This window comes from Sodalinema gerasimenkoae IPPAS B-353, assembly GCF_009846485.1.
Taxonomy (GTDB): domain Bacteria; phylum Cyanobacteriota; class Cyanobacteriia; order Cyanobacteriales; family Geitlerinemataceae; genus Sodalinema; species Sodalinema gerasimenkoae.
The window spans coordinates 1,106,598-1,122,274 of the sequence record NZ_ML776472.1; the positions used below are offsets into that span (position 1 = coordinate 1,106,598).

The 15,677-nt window shown below is 53.0% G+C and carries 17 protein-coding genes; 6 read left to right on the forward strand and 11 right to left on the reverse strand.

The features are described from left to right. Positions 1-52: 52 nt before the first annotated feature. From psbD to L855_RS04855, 4 genes are all read left to right on the forward strand, one after another. Positions 53-1,108, forward strand: coding sequence for a photosystem II D2 protein (photosystem q(a) protein) (gene psbD / locus L855_RS04840; RefSeq protein WP_159784867.1), 1,056 nt, complete (start codon positions 53-55; stop codon positions 1,106-1,108). Positions 1,109-1,313: 205 nt separating this feature from the next. Next, entirely contained in the window at positions 1,314-2,678 is a 1,365-nt protein-coding gene (gene psbC, locus L855_RS04845; protein WP_159790964.1) for a photosystem II reaction center protein CP43, read from the forward strand. 252 nt (positions 2,679-2,930) lie between these two features. Then, positions 2,931-3,854: a geranylgeranyl diphosphate synthase CrtE gene (gene crtE, locus L855_RS04850; protein WP_159790965.1), complete on the forward strand. Its 924-nt coding sequence runs from the start codon at positions 2,931-2,933 to the stop codon at positions 3,852-3,854. Positions 3,855-3,862: 8 nt separating this feature from the next. Continuing rightward, positions 3,863-4,315, forward strand: a complete 453-nt coding sequence (locus L855_RS04855; protein WP_159784869.1) for a divergent PAP2 family protein — start codon at positions 3,863-3,865, stop codon at positions 4,313-4,315. A 70-nt stretch (positions 4,316-4,385) separates the two neighbouring features. Here L855_RS04855 and psaJ read toward each other — a convergent pair whose 3' ends face one another. Both psaJ and L855_RS04865 read right to left on the reverse strand, forming a co-directional pair. After that, positions 4,386-4,514 (reverse strand): photosystem I reaction center subunit IX, encoded by a 129-nt coding sequence (gene psaJ, locus L855_RS04860; protein ID WP_159784872.1) that lies wholly within the window; start codon positions 4,512-4,514, stop codon positions 4,386-4,388. A gap of 41 nt (positions 4,515-4,555) precedes the next feature. Further along, positions 4,556-5,038 (reverse strand): Photosystem I reaction center subunit III, encoded by a 483-nt coding sequence (locus L855_RS04865; RefSeq protein ID WP_159784875.1) that lies wholly within the window; start codon positions 5,036-5,038, stop codon positions 4,556-4,558. 139 nt (positions 5,039-5,177) lie between these two features. Here L855_RS04865 and tsaD point away from each other — a divergent pair, with 139 nt between their 5' ends. Then, complete coding sequence (tsaD, locus tag L855_RS04870) at positions 5,178-6,224, forward strand: tRNA (adenosine(37)-N6)-threonylcarbamoyltransferase complex transferase subunit TsaD (RefSeq protein WP_159784878.1); 1,047 nt, start codon at positions 5,178-5,180, stop codon at positions 6,222-6,224. A 12-nt stretch (positions 6,225-6,236) separates the two neighbouring features. On the opposite strand, the gene sir is transcribed toward tsaD, so the two are convergent. The 9 genes from sir to L855_RS04915 all read right to left on the reverse strand — a co-directional run bounded on the left by sir (position 6,237) and on the right by L855_RS04915 (position 13,878). After that, positions 6,237-8,150: a sulfite reductase, ferredoxin dependent gene (sir, locus tag L855_RS04875; protein ID WP_159784881.1), complete on the reverse strand. Its 1,914-nt coding sequence runs from the start codon at positions 8,148-8,150 to the stop codon at positions 6,237-6,239. Between the two features lie 219 nt (positions 8,151-8,369). After that, entirely contained in the window at positions 8,370-8,822 is a 453-nt protein-coding gene (locus tag L855_RS04880) for an SH3 domain-containing protein (protein WP_159784884.1), read from the reverse strand. 15 nt (positions 8,823-8,837) lie between these two features. Then, positions 8,838-10,361, reverse strand: a complete 1,524-nt coding sequence (locus tag L855_RS04885) for an AAA family ATPase (RefSeq protein WP_159784887.1) — start codon at positions 10,359-10,361, stop codon at positions 8,838-8,840. A 3-nt stretch (positions 10,362-10,364) separates the two neighbouring features. Then, positions 10,365-10,877, reverse strand: a complete 513-nt coding sequence (locus tag L855_RS04890; protein ID WP_159784890.1) for a YceD family protein — start codon at positions 10,875-10,877, stop codon at positions 10,365-10,367. 150 nt (positions 10,878-11,027) lie between these two features. Next, positions 11,028-12,179, reverse strand: a complete 1,152-nt coding sequence (gene yidC, locus L855_RS04895; RefSeq protein WP_159784893.1) for a membrane protein insertase YidC — start codon at positions 12,177-12,179, stop codon at positions 11,028-11,030. Positions 12,180-12,249: 70 nt separating this feature from the next. Continuing rightward, the gene (locus L855_RS04900) at positions 12,250-12,642 is read right to left on the reverse strand and encodes a PH domain-containing protein (protein WP_159784896.1); all 393 of its coding nucleotides are present in this window, start codon (positions 12,640-12,642) and stop codon (positions 12,250-12,252) included. Further along, positions 12,629-13,012, reverse strand: coding sequence for a ribonuclease P protein component (gene rnpA / locus L855_RS04905; RefSeq protein ID WP_159784899.1), 384 nt, complete (start codon positions 13,010-13,012; stop codon positions 12,629-12,631). The genes L855_RS04900 and rnpA overlap by 14 nt, the downstream gene beginning before the upstream one ends. Positions 13,013-13,020: 8 nt before the next feature. After that, the gene (gene rpmH, locus L855_RS04910; protein WP_068787874.1) at positions 13,021-13,158 is read right to left on the reverse strand and encodes a 50S ribosomal protein L34; all 138 of its coding nucleotides are present in this window, start codon (positions 13,156-13,158) and stop codon (positions 13,021-13,023) included. Positions 13,159-13,317: 159 nt separating this feature from the next. Beyond that, a complete protein-coding gene (locus tag L855_RS04915) occupies positions 13,318-13,878 on the reverse strand; it encodes a DUF2808 domain-containing protein (protein ID WP_159784902.1) in 561 nt (186 codons plus the stop codon). A 590-nt stretch (positions 13,879-14,468) separates the two neighbouring features. Here L855_RS04915 and L855_RS04920 point away from each other — a divergent pair. Continuing rightward, positions 14,469-15,611, forward strand: coding sequence for a Re/Si-specific NAD(P)(+) transhydrogenase subunit alpha (locus tag L855_RS04920; RefSeq protein ID WP_159784905.1), 1,143 nt, complete (start codon positions 14,469-14,471; stop codon positions 15,609-15,611). The last annotated feature ends 66 nt before the right edge of the window (positions 15,612-15,677 follow it).

The window sequence follows — 15,677 nt, forward strand, 5'->3', positions numbered from 1 at the left end:
ACTTAATTAAAACCTTGCACCATTTTTCAAAGCAAGGAGGCTTGACGATATTATGACCATCGCTGTAAGTCGCGCACCAGAAAGAAGCTGGTTCGACGTACTCGACGACTGGCTCAAACGCGATCGCTTCGTGTTTGTTGGCTGGTCCGGTATTCTTCTGTTCCCCTGTGCCTACCTCGCCGTCGGCGGTTGGCTCACCGGAACCACCTTTGTCACATCCTGGTATACCCACGGTCTTGCATCTTCCTACCTCGAAGGTTGCAACTTCCTGACCGTTGCCGTGTCCACCCCCCCTGACAGCTTGGGTCACTCCCTGCTGTTCCTGTGGGGTCCCGAAGCCCAGTGGAACTTTGCCCGCTGGTGCCAACTCGGTGGACTTTGGACCTTTACCGCCCTCCACGGCGCCTTCGGACTGATTGGCTTCATGCTGCGTCAGTTTGAAATTGCCCGTCTGGTGGGATTGCGTCCTTACAACGCGATCGCCTTCAGCGGTCCCATCGCCGTGTTCGTGAGCGTGTTCCTTCTCTATCCCCTGGGACAATCGAGTTGGTTCTTCGCTCCTAGCTTCGGTGTGGCGGCCATTTTCCGTTTCATTCTCTTTTTCCAAGGGTTCCACAACTGGACCCTCAACCCCTTCCACATGATGGGCGTTGCCGGCATCCTCGGTGGGGCACTTCTGTGCGCCATTCACGGTGCAACTGTGGAAAACACCCTCTTCCAAGATGGTGAAGGTGCCAACACCTTCCGCGCCTTTGAACCCACCCAAGCCGAAGAAACCTACTCCATGGTGACCGCCAACCGGTTCTGGTCTCAGATTTTCGGGATTGCCTTCTCCAACAAACGCTGGTTACACTTCTTCATGCTCTTTGTTCCTGTGACGGGACTGTGGATGAGTGCCATCGGTGTTGTCGGACTTGGCTTAAACCTGCGGGCCTATGACTTCACCAGCCAAGAAATTCGCGCTGCTGAAGACCCCGAATTTGAAACCTTCTACACCAAGAATATCCTTCTCAATGAAGGGATTCGGGCTTGGATGGCTCCGACTGACCAACCCCACCAAAACTTTGAGTTCCCCGAGGAGGTTCTGCCTCGCGGTAACGCCCTGTAATTCTGAGTTACCTCAGTTTTATGGCTGTTGGGTTTGCTACTGTGGGGTTTAGCATCAGGTCATTGATGCCCCCCAGTCTTACCCCAACCTTTCCCACTTGCTTTGAGAGACATCTAGAGGGACTTGCGCTCAATAGATGTCTCGCCCGGACGCACGTTAGATTTAGAGGAGGTTAAACCTCGTGACAACATCGTTCAACACTGCCATGATCAGTGGCGGACGTGACCAACAATCATCAGGATTTGCCTGGTGGTCTGGGAACGCTCGCCTCATCGACCTGTCGGGTAAATTACTCGGCGCTCACGTTGCCCATGCTGGCTTGATTGTCTTCTGGGCTGGTGCGATGACCTTATTCGAGGTCGCTCACTTCGTTCCCGAAAAACCCATGTACGAGCAAGGTCTCATCTTGCTCCCCCACCTGGGAACCCTAGGCTGGGGCGTTGGCCCGGGTGGTGAAGTTATTGACACCTTCCCCTACTTTGTAATTGGTGTTCTTCACCTAATTTCGTCTGCTGTTCTCGGACTCGGTGGTATTTACCACGCCGTTCGCGGTCCCGAGCGCCTAGAAGAGTATTCCTCCTTCTTCGGCTACGACTGGAAGGACAAAAACCAAATGACCAACATTATCGGTTTCCACCTCATCCTTCTCGGATGCGGTGCGCTGCTGTTGGTTGCTAAGGCCATGTTCTTTGGCGGTGTCTATGATACCTGGGCACCCGGTGGCGGTGACGTTCGTGTCATCAACAACCCCACCCTTGACCCCTCGGTCATCTTCGGTTACCTCGTTAAAACACCCTTTGGTGGCGTGGGGTCCATCATCGGTGTGGACAACATGGAAGATATCATCGGCGGCCACATCTGGGTTGGCTTAATCTGCATCGCTGGTGGTGTTTGGCATATTCTCACCAAACCCTTTGGCTGGGCACGTCGTGCCTTCATCTGGTCTGGTGAAGCGTATCTCTCTTACAGTGTGGGTGCGCTGTCTCTGATGGCGTTCATCGCTTCGGCTTACGTGTGGTTTAACAACACTGCCTATCCGAGCGAGTTCTACGGTCCCACCAACGCTGAAGCCTCTCAGGCTCAATCCTTTGTCTTCTTGGCTCGTGACCAAAAACTCGGTGCCAACATTGGTTCAGCCCAAGGCCCGACTGGTCTGGGTAAATATCTGATGCGCTCTCCTACCGGTGAGATTATCTTCGGTGGTGAAACCATGCGCTTCTGGGACTTCCGTGGCCCCTGGCTGGAGCCTCTGCGTGGTCCGAATGGTCTTGACCTCAACAAACTCAAAAATGATATTCAGCCTTGGCAACTTCGCCGCGCGGCTGAGTACATGACTCACGCTCCCAACGGTTCCATCAACTCTGTGGGTGGAATTATTACCGAGCCGAACTCTGGGTTTAACTACGTTAACCCCCGTGCTTGGTTGGCGGCATCTCACTTCATTCTCGCCTTCTTCTTCCTGGTGGGTCACTTGTGGCACGCTGGACGCGCTCGCGCGGCGGCAGGTGGATTTGAATCGGGTCTTGACCGTGAAACTGAACCGGTTCTGAACCTGAATCCCCTCGACTAGAGGCGGCTGTTGGAGACTTAAGCTCTTACCCTTGGGTTTAAGGTTAAGCTTCAATCAGTTAGATGTTATGACGGTTCTGAGTGGCCCCTACCTAGTTGGGGGCCACTTTTTTTGTGGGGCTGGCCGAAGGTTTTGCAAATTTTAGGCCATGAGGATGTCAAACAGTCTGGTAGCCTAGTCATGGGGGTTTTTGTGGAGACGCGATCGCACGGAAGCCTCTTGTCAGACATGATGCAGAAAAAGGATAAAGGGATGGTAATGACGGACGACCGGAACTCGCCTCGGGACGCGCAGTTTGATCTGCATACCTATTTGGCGGAGGGGAAGACGTTAGTTGAAGCTGCGCTCGATTGCGCACTTCCGGTCATTTACCCGGAACGAATTTACGAGGCGATGCGCTATTCCCTCTTAGCCGGAGGCAAGCGTCTGCGCCCAATTTTGTGTTTAACCACCTGTGAACTGGTCGGTGGGACGCGGGAAATGGCCATGCCGACGGCTTGTGCCTTGGAGATGGTCCATACCATGTCCCTCATCCACGATGATCTCCCCTCGATGGATAATGATGATTATCGCCGTGGGAAACTCACGAATCACAAGGTATTTGGTGATGATGTGGCGATTCTGGCTGGGGATGGACTCCTGGCCTATGCCTTTGAGCATATCGCTGTGGAAACCCGAGATGTCCCCCCGGCCAATATCCTCAAGGTGGTGGCTCGTTTAGGCCGGGCCGTGGGTGCGGCTGGACTCGTTGGCGGACAAATTGTGGATTTAGAGTCGGAAGGGAAACCGGATATTTCCTTAGAAACCCTCCAGTTTATTCATACTCATAAAACAGCGGCTCTCCTAGAAGCCAGTGTTGTCTCTGGGGCGTTGTTGGCGGCGGCTTCGGCGACTGAGGTTGAGCATTTGTCTTGCTATGCCTATCAGATCGGTTTGGCATTTCAGATTGTGGACGATATCCTCGATGTAACGGCATCATCGGAGGTTTTAGGTAAGACGGCTGGCAAGGATGCTAAGGTGCAAAAGGCGACCTACCCGAGTTTATGGGGATTGGAAGAGTCGAAACGACAGGCAGAAATGGCGATCGCCAATGCTAAGTCAGCTCTACAATCCTTTGGTGATGCGGCTCGTCCCTTGGTGGAAATTGCTGAGTTTATTATCCGTCGCCAGTACTAAGGGAAGCTATGCAAAATTTGGCGCAGGTTTTCAATAATCACATTTTAGTGGTGGCACTCGCTGCCTGTTTTATTGCTCAGTTATCGAAGTTACTGCTCTATGCAGTGCAACATCGTCGTTTCAATGGACGGGTGTTGATTGAAACCGGGGGAATGCCCAGTTCTCATTCAGCCTTGGTGACGGCCCTGGCAACGGGGGTGGGACAGAGTTTGGGGTGGGATAGTCCTGATTTTGCTATTGCCGTGGTGTTTGCGGTGATTGTCATGTACGATGCGGCCGGAGTTCGCCAAGCGGCTGGGAAGCAGGCTCGGGTTCTCAATCAAATGATTGATGCCTTCTTTCGTGAGGAGATAGAATTTGACGAGGCTCGTCTTAAGGAACTCTTGGGACATACCCCATTTCAGGTCATTATTGGCTCTGTCCTCGGGGTGGCGGTGGCCTGTTTACTTCAGGGGGGCTAACAACGAAAAAGACCCAACCGGGGGGGTTGGGTCTGCAACTCTCATGGAAACAAAGGATTAATAATCCTGATTAGTGAAGAGGGTGGAATAGTAAATCGGGGAAAATGCGATTAAATTCAATCAAAATTCCCGCTGTAATAAACATCCAGGCGGCGGCCAAAACAGGAGCCGTTGACAGATATCTTTGTAGGTCTTTCATAAAGTCACTCCGTGGTTTTCAAAAAGGAACGTTAGCCGGGTCTAGCGGGGAGAGATGGGAACTTCATTCTCCTTGGCAAACATTTCTCCAGTGGTGATTTCTTTGAAGGCAGCTAGGGGCCAAGCAAAGCCAGAGAGGGAGAAACGAAGGGCGCGGGGAACGTCGATGATGATTTCTTTTTCTTCAGGGGATTTCTCGCCACGAATCGAAATGAGATAACTCCGACCTGCCCAGCCAATCCAGCCAGCAATGTAGAGAAATAGCACGCCAGGAATCAGAAATTCTCCGGCATGGCTCCAGCGACCATCCACGATTAGGTGGGGAAGGCCTTCTTCTCCGCAGAGAAGTTCGCGTCCATAGAGTTCAAAGCGTTGTTTGGCTTGCTCAGTCGTTGCGGCTTTGGCCCGGGCGATAAAGGCAGGACTCTCGTTACAGGGAGTCAGACCCGCCACGTCGGCAGAAGCGGTGGGAGCAAAGCTGAACCAAAGAACTGCTGTCAGTACCAGCGCTAGTAGTCGTCGCATAAGAATGCTTTCCTTGGATATCAAAACTTAAAATGATATCTTTGATGACCGCGATGTCAGTATCGGGGTCACTGTCAAAGATATCTGGCTAGCATCCTATCATAAAAGATATCGCTTCCTGGAGAGCCTTTCAGAGTAAATGACCACAATCCTGGCTATTGAAACAAGTTGTGACGAAACTGCCGTAGCAATTGTTAAAAAACGTCAAGTTTTAAGTAGTATTGTTACATCTCAAATTGAAACTCATCGTCGTTATGGAGGGGTGGTTCCTGAGGTGGCCTCCCGTCAACATTTAGAATTGCTCGGTGAGGCGATCGCCCAAAGTTTAGACCAGGCGAATCTTCATCCGAGTCAACTCGATGGCATTGCCGCCACCTGCACCCCCGGTTTAGTGGGGTCGTTACTGGTTGGGGTGATGGCCGCCAAAACCCTAGCCCTTGTCCATGAGAAGCCCTTTCTCGGGGTGCATCATCTCGAAGGACATCTCTATGCCTCCTATCTGACAGACCCCAGCTTGGAACCGCCATTTCTCTGTTTGCTAGTCTCTGGGGGGCATACTAGCTTAATTCACGTGAAAACCTGTGGCGACTATGAGACTCTAGGGCAAACGCGGGATGATGCAGCGGGGGAAGCCTTTGATAAGGTGGCTCGCTTGCTCAAGTTGGGCTATCCAGGGGGACCGGAGATTGATCGCTTAGCACAAGAGGGAAACCCGGACGCTTTTCCGCTGCCGGAAGGTCGAGTCAAACTCCCCGGTGGGGGGATTCATCCCTATGATGCCAGCTATAGTGGCTTGAAAACGGCTGTCATGCGCTTGGTGCAAAAACTAGAGGCAACCGGTGCAGAACTCCCTGTGGCAGACTTGGCCGCCAGTTTCCAAAAAACGGTGGTGCGATCGCTCGTCAAACGAACCCTCCGCTGCGCCCTAGACCATAACTTAACCACCATCGCCGTCGGGGGCGGGGTGGCAGCTAATCGGGGCTTACGGACGGCCCTAACGGCGGCGGCTGAGGCGCAAGGGTTACGGGTTCTCTTTCCCCCGATGAGCTACTGCACCGATAATGCCGCCATGATTGGCTGTGCGGCCTCAGAACACCTCAGCCGAGGGCATACCTCACCCTTAACCTTGGGGGTACGCTCTCGGCTGCCGGTTTCGGAGGCAATGACACTCTATGCCAGGACTTGAAGGGTTACCGATCTAGTCCTGATTGCCATCTAGATAGGCTTTGAGAGCGTCACTGGCTAGGTCTAACATCGGTTTGCCAGACCGGAGGGATTCCTGTTTGAGACGCTCATACACCTCGTCATAAATGCGAATCCGATGCCGTTCCTTGCGCTTGGGCTTGAGGGTGGAGGGGTCATACCCATCGGAGAACGCCTGTAGGCCGTCCATGCCGATGCGATCGCAGAAATCGCCAAAGCTTTCGCCGGGTTTACGATCCTGCTTGAAGTACACAAACAACGGCTCCAGGACGGTTTCTAACTCATCGGCAGCCACGCGATCGCGATAGACTTGCGCCAAACGAGTTTGATGGGGATCGGCTCCTAACCACATCTGATAGACATTGGGAGCGCGACCGACAAAGCCTAACTCGGCAATATAGGGACGAGCGCAACCATTGGGACAACCGGTCATACGGATGACAAACTCCTCTTTCTGGAGTCCCACCCGAATCAGTAACTTACGAATGCGCGTCAAAATATCGGGGATAGCCCGCTCAGACTCCGCAATAGCCAGACCACAGGTGGGCAGCGCGGGACAGGCCATCGACAGCCGTTTGAGGGAATCTAATCCTTCTAGAGACTGCACCCCTGCTTCTCGTAAAATCCCATTAATGGCCTCACGATGACTGGGGTCAATATCGTAAATCAAGAGGTTTTGGTGGGGCGTCAGACGCATCGGCAAGTTATAGGTCTCGATGATGGTCCGTAGGGCATCCCGTAGCTTCCAATCTCCATAATTAGCAATGCGTCCGTTTTGTACCCAAAGTCCGAGAAACAGGCGGCCATCCCCCTGTTCATGCCAGCCGAGATTGTCCTCATAGCGCCATTCCGGGAGAGGTTGGTAGGGCTGTAGGGGTTTACCAAAATAGTCCTCTACGGTGCTGCGGAATTTTTCCACGCCCCAGTCATGAAGGAGGTATTTCAGCCGGGCATGACGGCGGTTATGGCGATCGCCGTAGTCGCGCTGGGTGGCAACAATGGCTTTCACCAGGTCATAAATATCGGCTTTATCCACATAGCCAATTTCGTCAGCGAGGCGCGGGAAGGTTTCTTCCTTATTATGAGTTCGGGCCAAGCCACCACCGGCGAGGATGTTAAACCCTTGTAGTTGTCCCTGGTCGTTACTGACGAGAACTAAGGATAAATCTTGTGAGTACAAGTCAACGGAGTTATCACCAGGAACCGTGACACAGCTCTTGAATTTACGGGGCATATAATGTTCCCCATAAATTGGCTCTTCTTTATCCTTAAAGATGGTTCCGTTGCCGTTGCGTTGGCGAGCGGCTTTGACTTCGGGCGCTTCTTCCCCGGAAATGGCTTTTTCACCATCGAGCCAAATTTCATAGTAGGCGCCGCTTTGGGGAGTGAGTAAGTCGGCAATGCGATCGGCATACTCCCAAGCTAGGGCATACTCAGGGCGATTTTTGAAGGGGGCCGGGGGGGCCATCACGTTGCGGTTCAGGTCGCCGCAGGCCCCGAGGGTGGAGCCGAGGTTGCGGACAATGGCGCTAATGGTGGCTTTGAGATTTTTTTTCAGGATGCCGTGGAGTTGGAATCCTTGACGAGTGGTAACCCGCAGGGTTTCATTCCCATAGTCCGAGGCGAGGCGATCGAGGGTCAAATACAGTTGAGCGGGGATAAAGCCACCGGGGTTACGGGTGCGGATCATCATCTGATAATCCTTTTCTTGTCCTTTAACCCGATTGTCTCGATTGTCTTGCTGATAGGAGCCGTGAAACTTTAGGATTTGAATCCCCGCTTCGCTGAAGTGGGTGGTATCTTCGAGAATTTCTGTGGCAACGGGTTCGCGTAAAAAGGCGCTGCGTTCTTTAATGCCTTCTAATTTCGAGAGTTTACGTTCGCTAGAGTTAGGGGTCAGCGTAGCCATGCTTTAACAGGGTGAGAGTACGTGCTTACGGTCTCACGTCCTTACCAATTGGAGGAATGGAGACCATAACGGATTACCACCGACTCAGACTCATTAAGTCCTGAACTCCGGTAATCCGGTCGAGATTGTGGAGAATACGTCTTGCACCTCATTTTAGCATCCCTGGGGGGACGCATGAGGGGCCCTGAAATCAATCTTTGGAATTTCTAGAATTTCGGCTTAGGGGGAGCCGGTATCTTCTAAATTGCCACCGACAACCCAACCTTCTTGATTACTAGACTGGGAGCGAACTCGTTGCCAAGCCCCTCCCTGAGCGTCTTCTAGGACGGTGACCCGTTCATTAAAAGCAATCCCTCCCAGGCTCGCGGCATCATAACTGGGATTATCTCGTAGTAGTAAGCCCTCGGGCCAGGTGACGCGAGCTTCATAGAGGCCCGGGTCTGGGGTGGGTTCAGGTTCCGGGGTGGGTTCGGGTTCCGGAGTCGCTTCGGCTTCTGGGGTGGTACTGACGGGGGTCGCCGTTTGGGTTTCGGCGGTCTCAAACTCCGGTCTGGGGGGCAGGGCCGTCAGCCGGGCTACCAGATAGAGGGAGGCCGCAACCGCACCACCAATGGTTAGGGCGATCGCCAACGTGAACCCGAGAATAAATTTAGCTAAGTTGGACAGATTCATAGAGAGAGGCGGGTGTTACGATTCACCGCGTAGTTGTCCTTGGATACGACTCGATAAACTTCCTTGACGGGATGCCAAACGCGCTTTACCGGACCGGGCCCAGTCTTGGAGAAACTGGATTTGGTCTTGAGCGGTACGAGCCAGGGGCACAATTTGGCTGGCTGCTTCTAGAATATCCTGGGTGGTAAAGTCGCGATCCTGACTAAAGCCAATGTGCATGGCTTCAACGATCATTTGTTCAATCTCGGCCCCAGAAAAGTCGGGGGTTTCATAGGCGAGGCGATCGAGATCGTAGTTGGCTAGGTTATGGGGTCGTAAGCGGGATAGATGCACGGAAAAAATTTCTCGTCGTTCGGCCTGGCTGGGCAACCCGACAAAGAAAATTTCATCAAAACGACCTTTACGCAAGATTTCTGGGGGTAAAACTTGGATATTATTGGCGGTGGCGACCACAAAGACGGGGGAGTCTTTCTCGGCCAGCCAGGTGATAAAGGTGCCAAATACACGGCTGGTGGTTCCGCCATCACCGCTTCCTCCGAGTCCGGCGAAGGCCTTATCGATTTCATCAATCCAGAGAACGCAGGGGGCCAGGGCTTCAGCCACTTGAATCATCTGGCGGGTGCGGGATTCGGATTCTCCCACGAGGCCCGCGAAGAGTCGCCCTACGTCTAAGCGTAGCAGGGGTAGATGCCAGTGATGGGCGATCGCCTTGGCACTCAGAGATTTGCCGGTTCCCTGAATCCCCACCAGCAGTAAGCCTCGGGGATAGGGCAAACCGTAGTCGCGAGCTTGTTCTGAGAAGCCTCCCCCTCGCCGTAGTAGCCAATCCTTGAGGTTATCGAGACCGCCAATGTCACTAATGTTTTCGGTGGCCCCGTAAAATTCCAGGATTTGGGTGCGGCGGATGGTTTGGCGTTTTTCTTCGAGGATGAGGTCAACGTCTTGGGGTTCGAGTTGGCCATGGGTGGCGATCGCCCGGGCCAGAACCCGACGAATCCGCTCTAAGGATAGGCCCTGACACGAGCGCACCATCTCATCGAGGAGGCGATCGCCCAAGGGCCGGCCGGTCGCCGATAACAGGCCCTCAACTTCCTGACGAATTTCCTCAGCGGTCGGGAGGGAAAACTCAATCACCGTCAACACTTCGCTCAAGTCCTCGGGAATGCTGACATTTGGGGCCAACAGCACCAAGTTTTTCGGTTGAGACTTGAGGAGTCGGGCTAAGTTGCGCAGTTTACGGGAGATAGAAATATCATCGAGGAAGCGATGAAAGTCTCGCAAAATAAAGACTGCTGGGGCATTGGCGGGCAACTTCTCCACCTGTTCTAGGGCTTGTAAGGGGTTGCGTCGGGCGCTCCCGGCATCGTTGGCATTGCCCTGATAGCCCTCGACAAAATCCCAGATATACACGGCACGATTGCCCTGACTCTTGGCCGATTGCTGAATACTGGTTTCGACTCGTTCTTCTTCCAGGGTGGAAATGTAGAGAATCGGGTAGCGGGCCCGTAGCAGCAGTTCAAATTCGTCTTTAAAACTCATGTGTTAACGAGTTGGCTCACTTGGGAGTTTTCCTTTGAGATCTTGCAAGGCGGCCCAACGGCGATCGATTATCGGCGGGGTTGCCGTCTCTACGTCAATGCCACCACAGTCTTGACGACAGAGTTTGCGGTGAGGTAGGGCGAGGCATAACTGTTCATAGACCCAATCTTGGGGGTCGAAGTGACCCTCAGGATGCAAGCTTTCGGTCAGTTCTTCGCTGAGAACTTCTTGTTCGAGGGGGAGATCGTCGACACGACCGGCGTTGACATCGAGCCAAATCACCTCTTCAGGGGAGATATTGAGGCGATGGTTATATTGTTGCAGGCAGCGATCGCAGGTCAGGGTCACGATCGCCTCTAATGTGGCACTAATCTGTAGATAGGTTCCCTCATGGGCCACCGACACTGTCCCCCGCACCGGCATTAGGGTCTCCAATTCTGGGATAAACTGCTTGAAATCAATGACCTCCGTTTTTTGCGGTGCTTTCAGTAGAGATGGCACATAAATCGATTCCATTGTCAAGTCCTCCCGAACGGTGACGGTGCAGCCCAAGTTAGCTTGGTTTCGGTAACAATCTGCTGCGATTTTAACAAACTCCCCCCCAGCCGCAGCAAAACCTGTCCCGGTTTAGTTTCGGAACAGGCCTGTCGCTCAAATCGGCGCAGCTTAAGACTGACCGGCTTTTTTCTTGCGTTTTGGCTCAAACGGCAACTCTTGACGAGATCCCTCTTTGGCTTTCGCTTTTTCTTGAGCATCCACAATTTTTTGCAGATTTTCTGGGAGGGGTTCCCGAGACAAAATAAAGGTCTGTAGGGTTTGAAAGATGTTGGCAACCACCATGTACATCAGCACCCCAGCCGGAAGTGGGAAAAATAGGAACATCCCCGAAAAAATCACCGGCGTCAGCTTGCTGATGGTTTGCTGCTGAGGGTTGGCATTACTATCCTGTCCCTGTCCCGAAAGAATCTGGTTGAGATACAAACTCAAGCCAAAGAACAAGACCATCCCCACAATATCCCAGTGGATTTCGCCATTGTCCCCCGTTGCCCCAACACGGCCAAGGGCTTGAATAAACAGGAACCCTTTCTCCGCCGCCAAGCCGGGAATTTTGCCCTCTAAGGTGACTTTCCCCGGTTGTAGAGCCTCTAGGGTTCCATCCTCACGGATGTTAACCCGATTCTCCCCATCCTTGATTTGCCATTGGGGTTTAACCTCTGGGTTATCGTAGTCTTGCAGCAACTGTTGCAGAGGTGTCCCATCTAGGGATTGAAACTCTAGATTGACCTGTTCACCCACCACTAGGCGATTTCCAGCAGGTAACACCGCTGCAATTTGCTTGTGAACCCCATCGGTAACATAGATATTTTTGGGGTCACTGGTGTACACCTGAGGCTGAATGCGCTCAATCTGCTCCCGAGGGAAAATCTCAACATCCACCTGGTAGCCAATGTCGGCAAAGGGCGATCCCCGTAGGGTGGCAAACAAGGCAAATAGCACCGGCATTTGCACTAAAATGGGCAAACACCCCGCCAGAGGATTGCCAAATTCCTTGTAAACAGCACTCATTTCTTCCTGCTGTTTTGCCGGATCATCTTTATAGCGTTCTTGAACTTCTTTTACCCGTTTCTGCATGGCCGGTTGCGCGACTCGCATCCGACGCATACTGCGGATCGATTTGGCGCTGAGGGGGTAAAGCGCGAATCGGATCACCAGGGTTAGGGCAACAATTGCCAGTCCGTAGCTCGGCACGATCCCATAGAATAAATCTAGGATCGGCAGCATTACGTTATTGGAGAGAAAACCAACACCAAAATCCATTACGTTTTACGCCAATTTCTGCGCTGTGATATCGTCAATTCTGACCCAATCTTAATAAGTGGTTTGAGGATTATTGTCCTAAAGCGCCACTAACCTGTTGGGCCTCGGGGGACAAATGCTCTTGAATGTAATTGTACACCTCTCGAAATTGAGGGACGGCTCGGAGTTCGAGTCGGCTACCTCCTTCGAGGGTTAACACCATATCGCCCCAGAGTCCGAAGCCTCGGGGAACGGTGACAACTTTTGAAATTTCTGAGTACACGACATCGGTGCGATCGCGCCCCATCCAGCCTCCCGTTACCGAGAGACGACGGTTCGTAATCCGAAACCGCAGCCAGAGGGCACGGATTACCGCACCTACGGTTAGGGGCAAGCCAATGACCGTTAAGCCAATTAGGATATTGAAAACGAGGTCACCGATATGGGGACCTCCTTCATAAAAGACTTCCTCACGAATGCCCATTGAGTACCTCAATTCTTGCCAACAACTGCTCTAATTCTGGCAGAAAGTGTCGTGAATTGCACTCTTTGGCCTCTGGGTAAGCGATGATAATCACATCCCAACCGGGCTGGACTCGGGGGAGTAACTGGCGCAATGCGGCTCGAAGGCGTCGTTTAATTTGATTGCGGACAACGGCTTTTTTACTGATTTTGCGACCCACACTGATGCCAAAGCGAGTTGGGGGAACGGAGTCAGTGCTGTTCCCCTCGTTCGCGGGTTGGGATTGGCGATAGGCCCGTAATCCCAGTACTCGACTGCGGGCACGACGGCCGCGCTGATAAACCGTTTGAAAGTCTTTCCAATGGCGAAGTCGATGAGCCTGAGGTAGCACCAGGATTCCTAGACAGAAAGCCGGGCCCGCCCTTTACGACGACGAGAGTTGATGACTCGCCGCCCGGTTTTAATGCGCATCCGAGCGCGGAAGCCGGAGGTGCGTTTGCGTTTGCGGACGGTTCCGCCGAAGGTTCGTTTGGTCATGGGTTAAGCGTGTGGTTGACAAATATGCAGTTTACCATTCTACATCAAAATCCCCTGGGCACTGCCAGGGGATTCAGGATTTTTCAGTTTCTCGGTCACTCTCATTAAGCGGCCATTGCCGAGCTGATGCCGCTGTAAGAGAGTTGACCGTAGCAGGGGTTAGCGGGGGCTAATATTCAACACCCAGGTTCCCAGATAGCGAGCCATGGGGAGGTCTCCAGGACTAAACACCCGAGCGTTGAAGTAGTACATCCCGCCAAAGCGGGGATTGCGGACATTGGAAAAGACGATTTCGATATCATTCCCTGCCGAAATTGGCTCGACGGGATAGATTTCGATGACTTGGTTCTCCTCATCCCAAATCACGTCTTCTAGGGGAATGACCTCGTAGTCGCGGTTTTGCCGAACTCTCACTTGTACCGGCTGCCGGTGTGGTTCCCGGTCTGGATTGAGATTGACATCAAATTGACCATCGTAGTAATCCGGGTAATCAATGGAGAATTGATTGACGGCAAAGCTCATTTTGTCAGCGGGAATCCGCAAACGATAGCGATCGCGCGGATGTCCAGTTCGGCCATAGTCAAGCCGAAAGCTGAGTTGATTTTCCCGTCGTGGGCCGCCGAAGAGGGTAAATCCCGGCAACCCTTGCGCGGTTACTTCGGGGGGAGCGGCAACGGCTAAGGCCCCGATGATCAAACTTGCAGATAACCAACGTTTCATAAGGACTCCTCATCTAGATCGCAAAAGTGGTGTGATGGTTGGGGATGGTGTGATCGCAGTTTCTTGACAATGTTAACCAATGTATCAATAGCCATGGTCAACTGTCACGATCGGTCATGGGTTTGGCGATCGCCCACTCCTGAGCCGGTCAACCCTAACACTCAGAACAGGCTACAGTTAGGATCATGCTCCAACTCAAGCGCCTCATCTACTGGGACTCCCAGCCTGGCATTCCAGGGGTTTGCCAGAAAATCTTAACCTTGGAGAGGCAAGAGGTTGGATAAATATCCGAATTAGCTGACATTTCTGGTGCCTCAGGAGACGGGAACTCCTCTTCAGTATTACGATTGGTCTTAAGACAAGTTAAAGAGCCTGTGCCAGTTTATAGAGATTGATCTACCATTCCCTGTAGATAGAAGCAGATATGATCGGGCCCTTGTCCTTAAGGGGCAGAGCCATGACGGCTAACCCAACTGTCTCAGGTCGTATCACGGGTTGCACCACTTGTCCGATCCGTTTGGTCATCGCGAACTGATCGTCAAGCCATCCCATCGCTAAAATCGCAGCATTAAACCCGTAGAGGAGTCTTCATGAAAGTTGCAGTTGCCAAAGAAATCGAGGTCGGGGAGCGCCGCGTTGCACTCATTCCCGACATCGTTGCTCGGCTGAGCAAAAAGGGACTCGATATCTCTATCGAAGCCGGAGCCGGTGAGGGATCGTTTTTTCCTGACTCGGCCTATGAAGCCGCCGGGGCGAAAATTGTCTCAGATCCCAGTCAAATTTGGCAGGGACATGATGTGCTGTTAAAAGTTGCCCCGCCCACTCCTGAGGAGGTTGATCGCCTCAGTCCTGAGACTGCCTTGATCAGTTTTCTCAACCCCTTGGCTAATGCTGAGCTGATGCAGCAGATTGCCCAGCGAGGCATTACCGCCCTGAGTATGGAGCTAATCCCTCGGACCAGTCGCGCCCAGAGTATGGATGCCCTCTCATCTCAAGCTGGGGTAGCCGGTTATAAGGCTGTTCTCGTGGCCGCTTCAGCGTTGCCCAAATTCTTCCCTATGCTCACCACGGCTGCCGGAACCATTCGTCCCGCCAAGGTCTTTATCGTCGGGGCTGGGGTCGCTGGTCTACAGGCGATCGCCACCAGTCGTCGTCTCGGCGCCGTGGTCGAAGCCTTTGACATCCGCCCGGCGGTGAAGGAGGAAGTGCAAAGTCTCGGCGCCAAGTTTGTGGAGGTGGAACTCGAAGAAGATACCGTCGCCAAAGGTGGTTACGCCAAGGAACTCTCAGAAGCCTCGAAACAGAAAACCCAGGAAGCCATCTCCAATAGCGTAGCCCAATCGGATGTGGTCATTACCACAGCCCAAGTTCCGGGCAAAAAAGCTCCTCGCATCATCACCGATGACATGATTACCCGGATGCGCCCCGGTTCCGTGGTCGTGGATTTAGCCGCCCAACAGGGAGGCAACTGTGAAGGGACTGAAGCCGGGGGCCATGTGGTGCGTCACGGTGTTACCCTCATTGGTCCGGTCAACCTGCCCTCCTCCATGCCGGTTCACGCCAGTCAGATGTACGCCAAGAATATTTCCACCTTCTTGGATTATCTGATTCAGGATGACCAGCTGAACCTAGATTTCGAGGATGACATCCCCAGCGAGACCTGCGTCACCTTTAAGGGGGAGATCCGTAACGAGCGGGTTCGTCAGGCGTTGGGCGTGACCTCCGTAGCCTAAGCTGACCTGATGGGTTTGACCTTCGAACTCACAGGCTCTGGCCCCATTAACAAGACTGGATTTGTC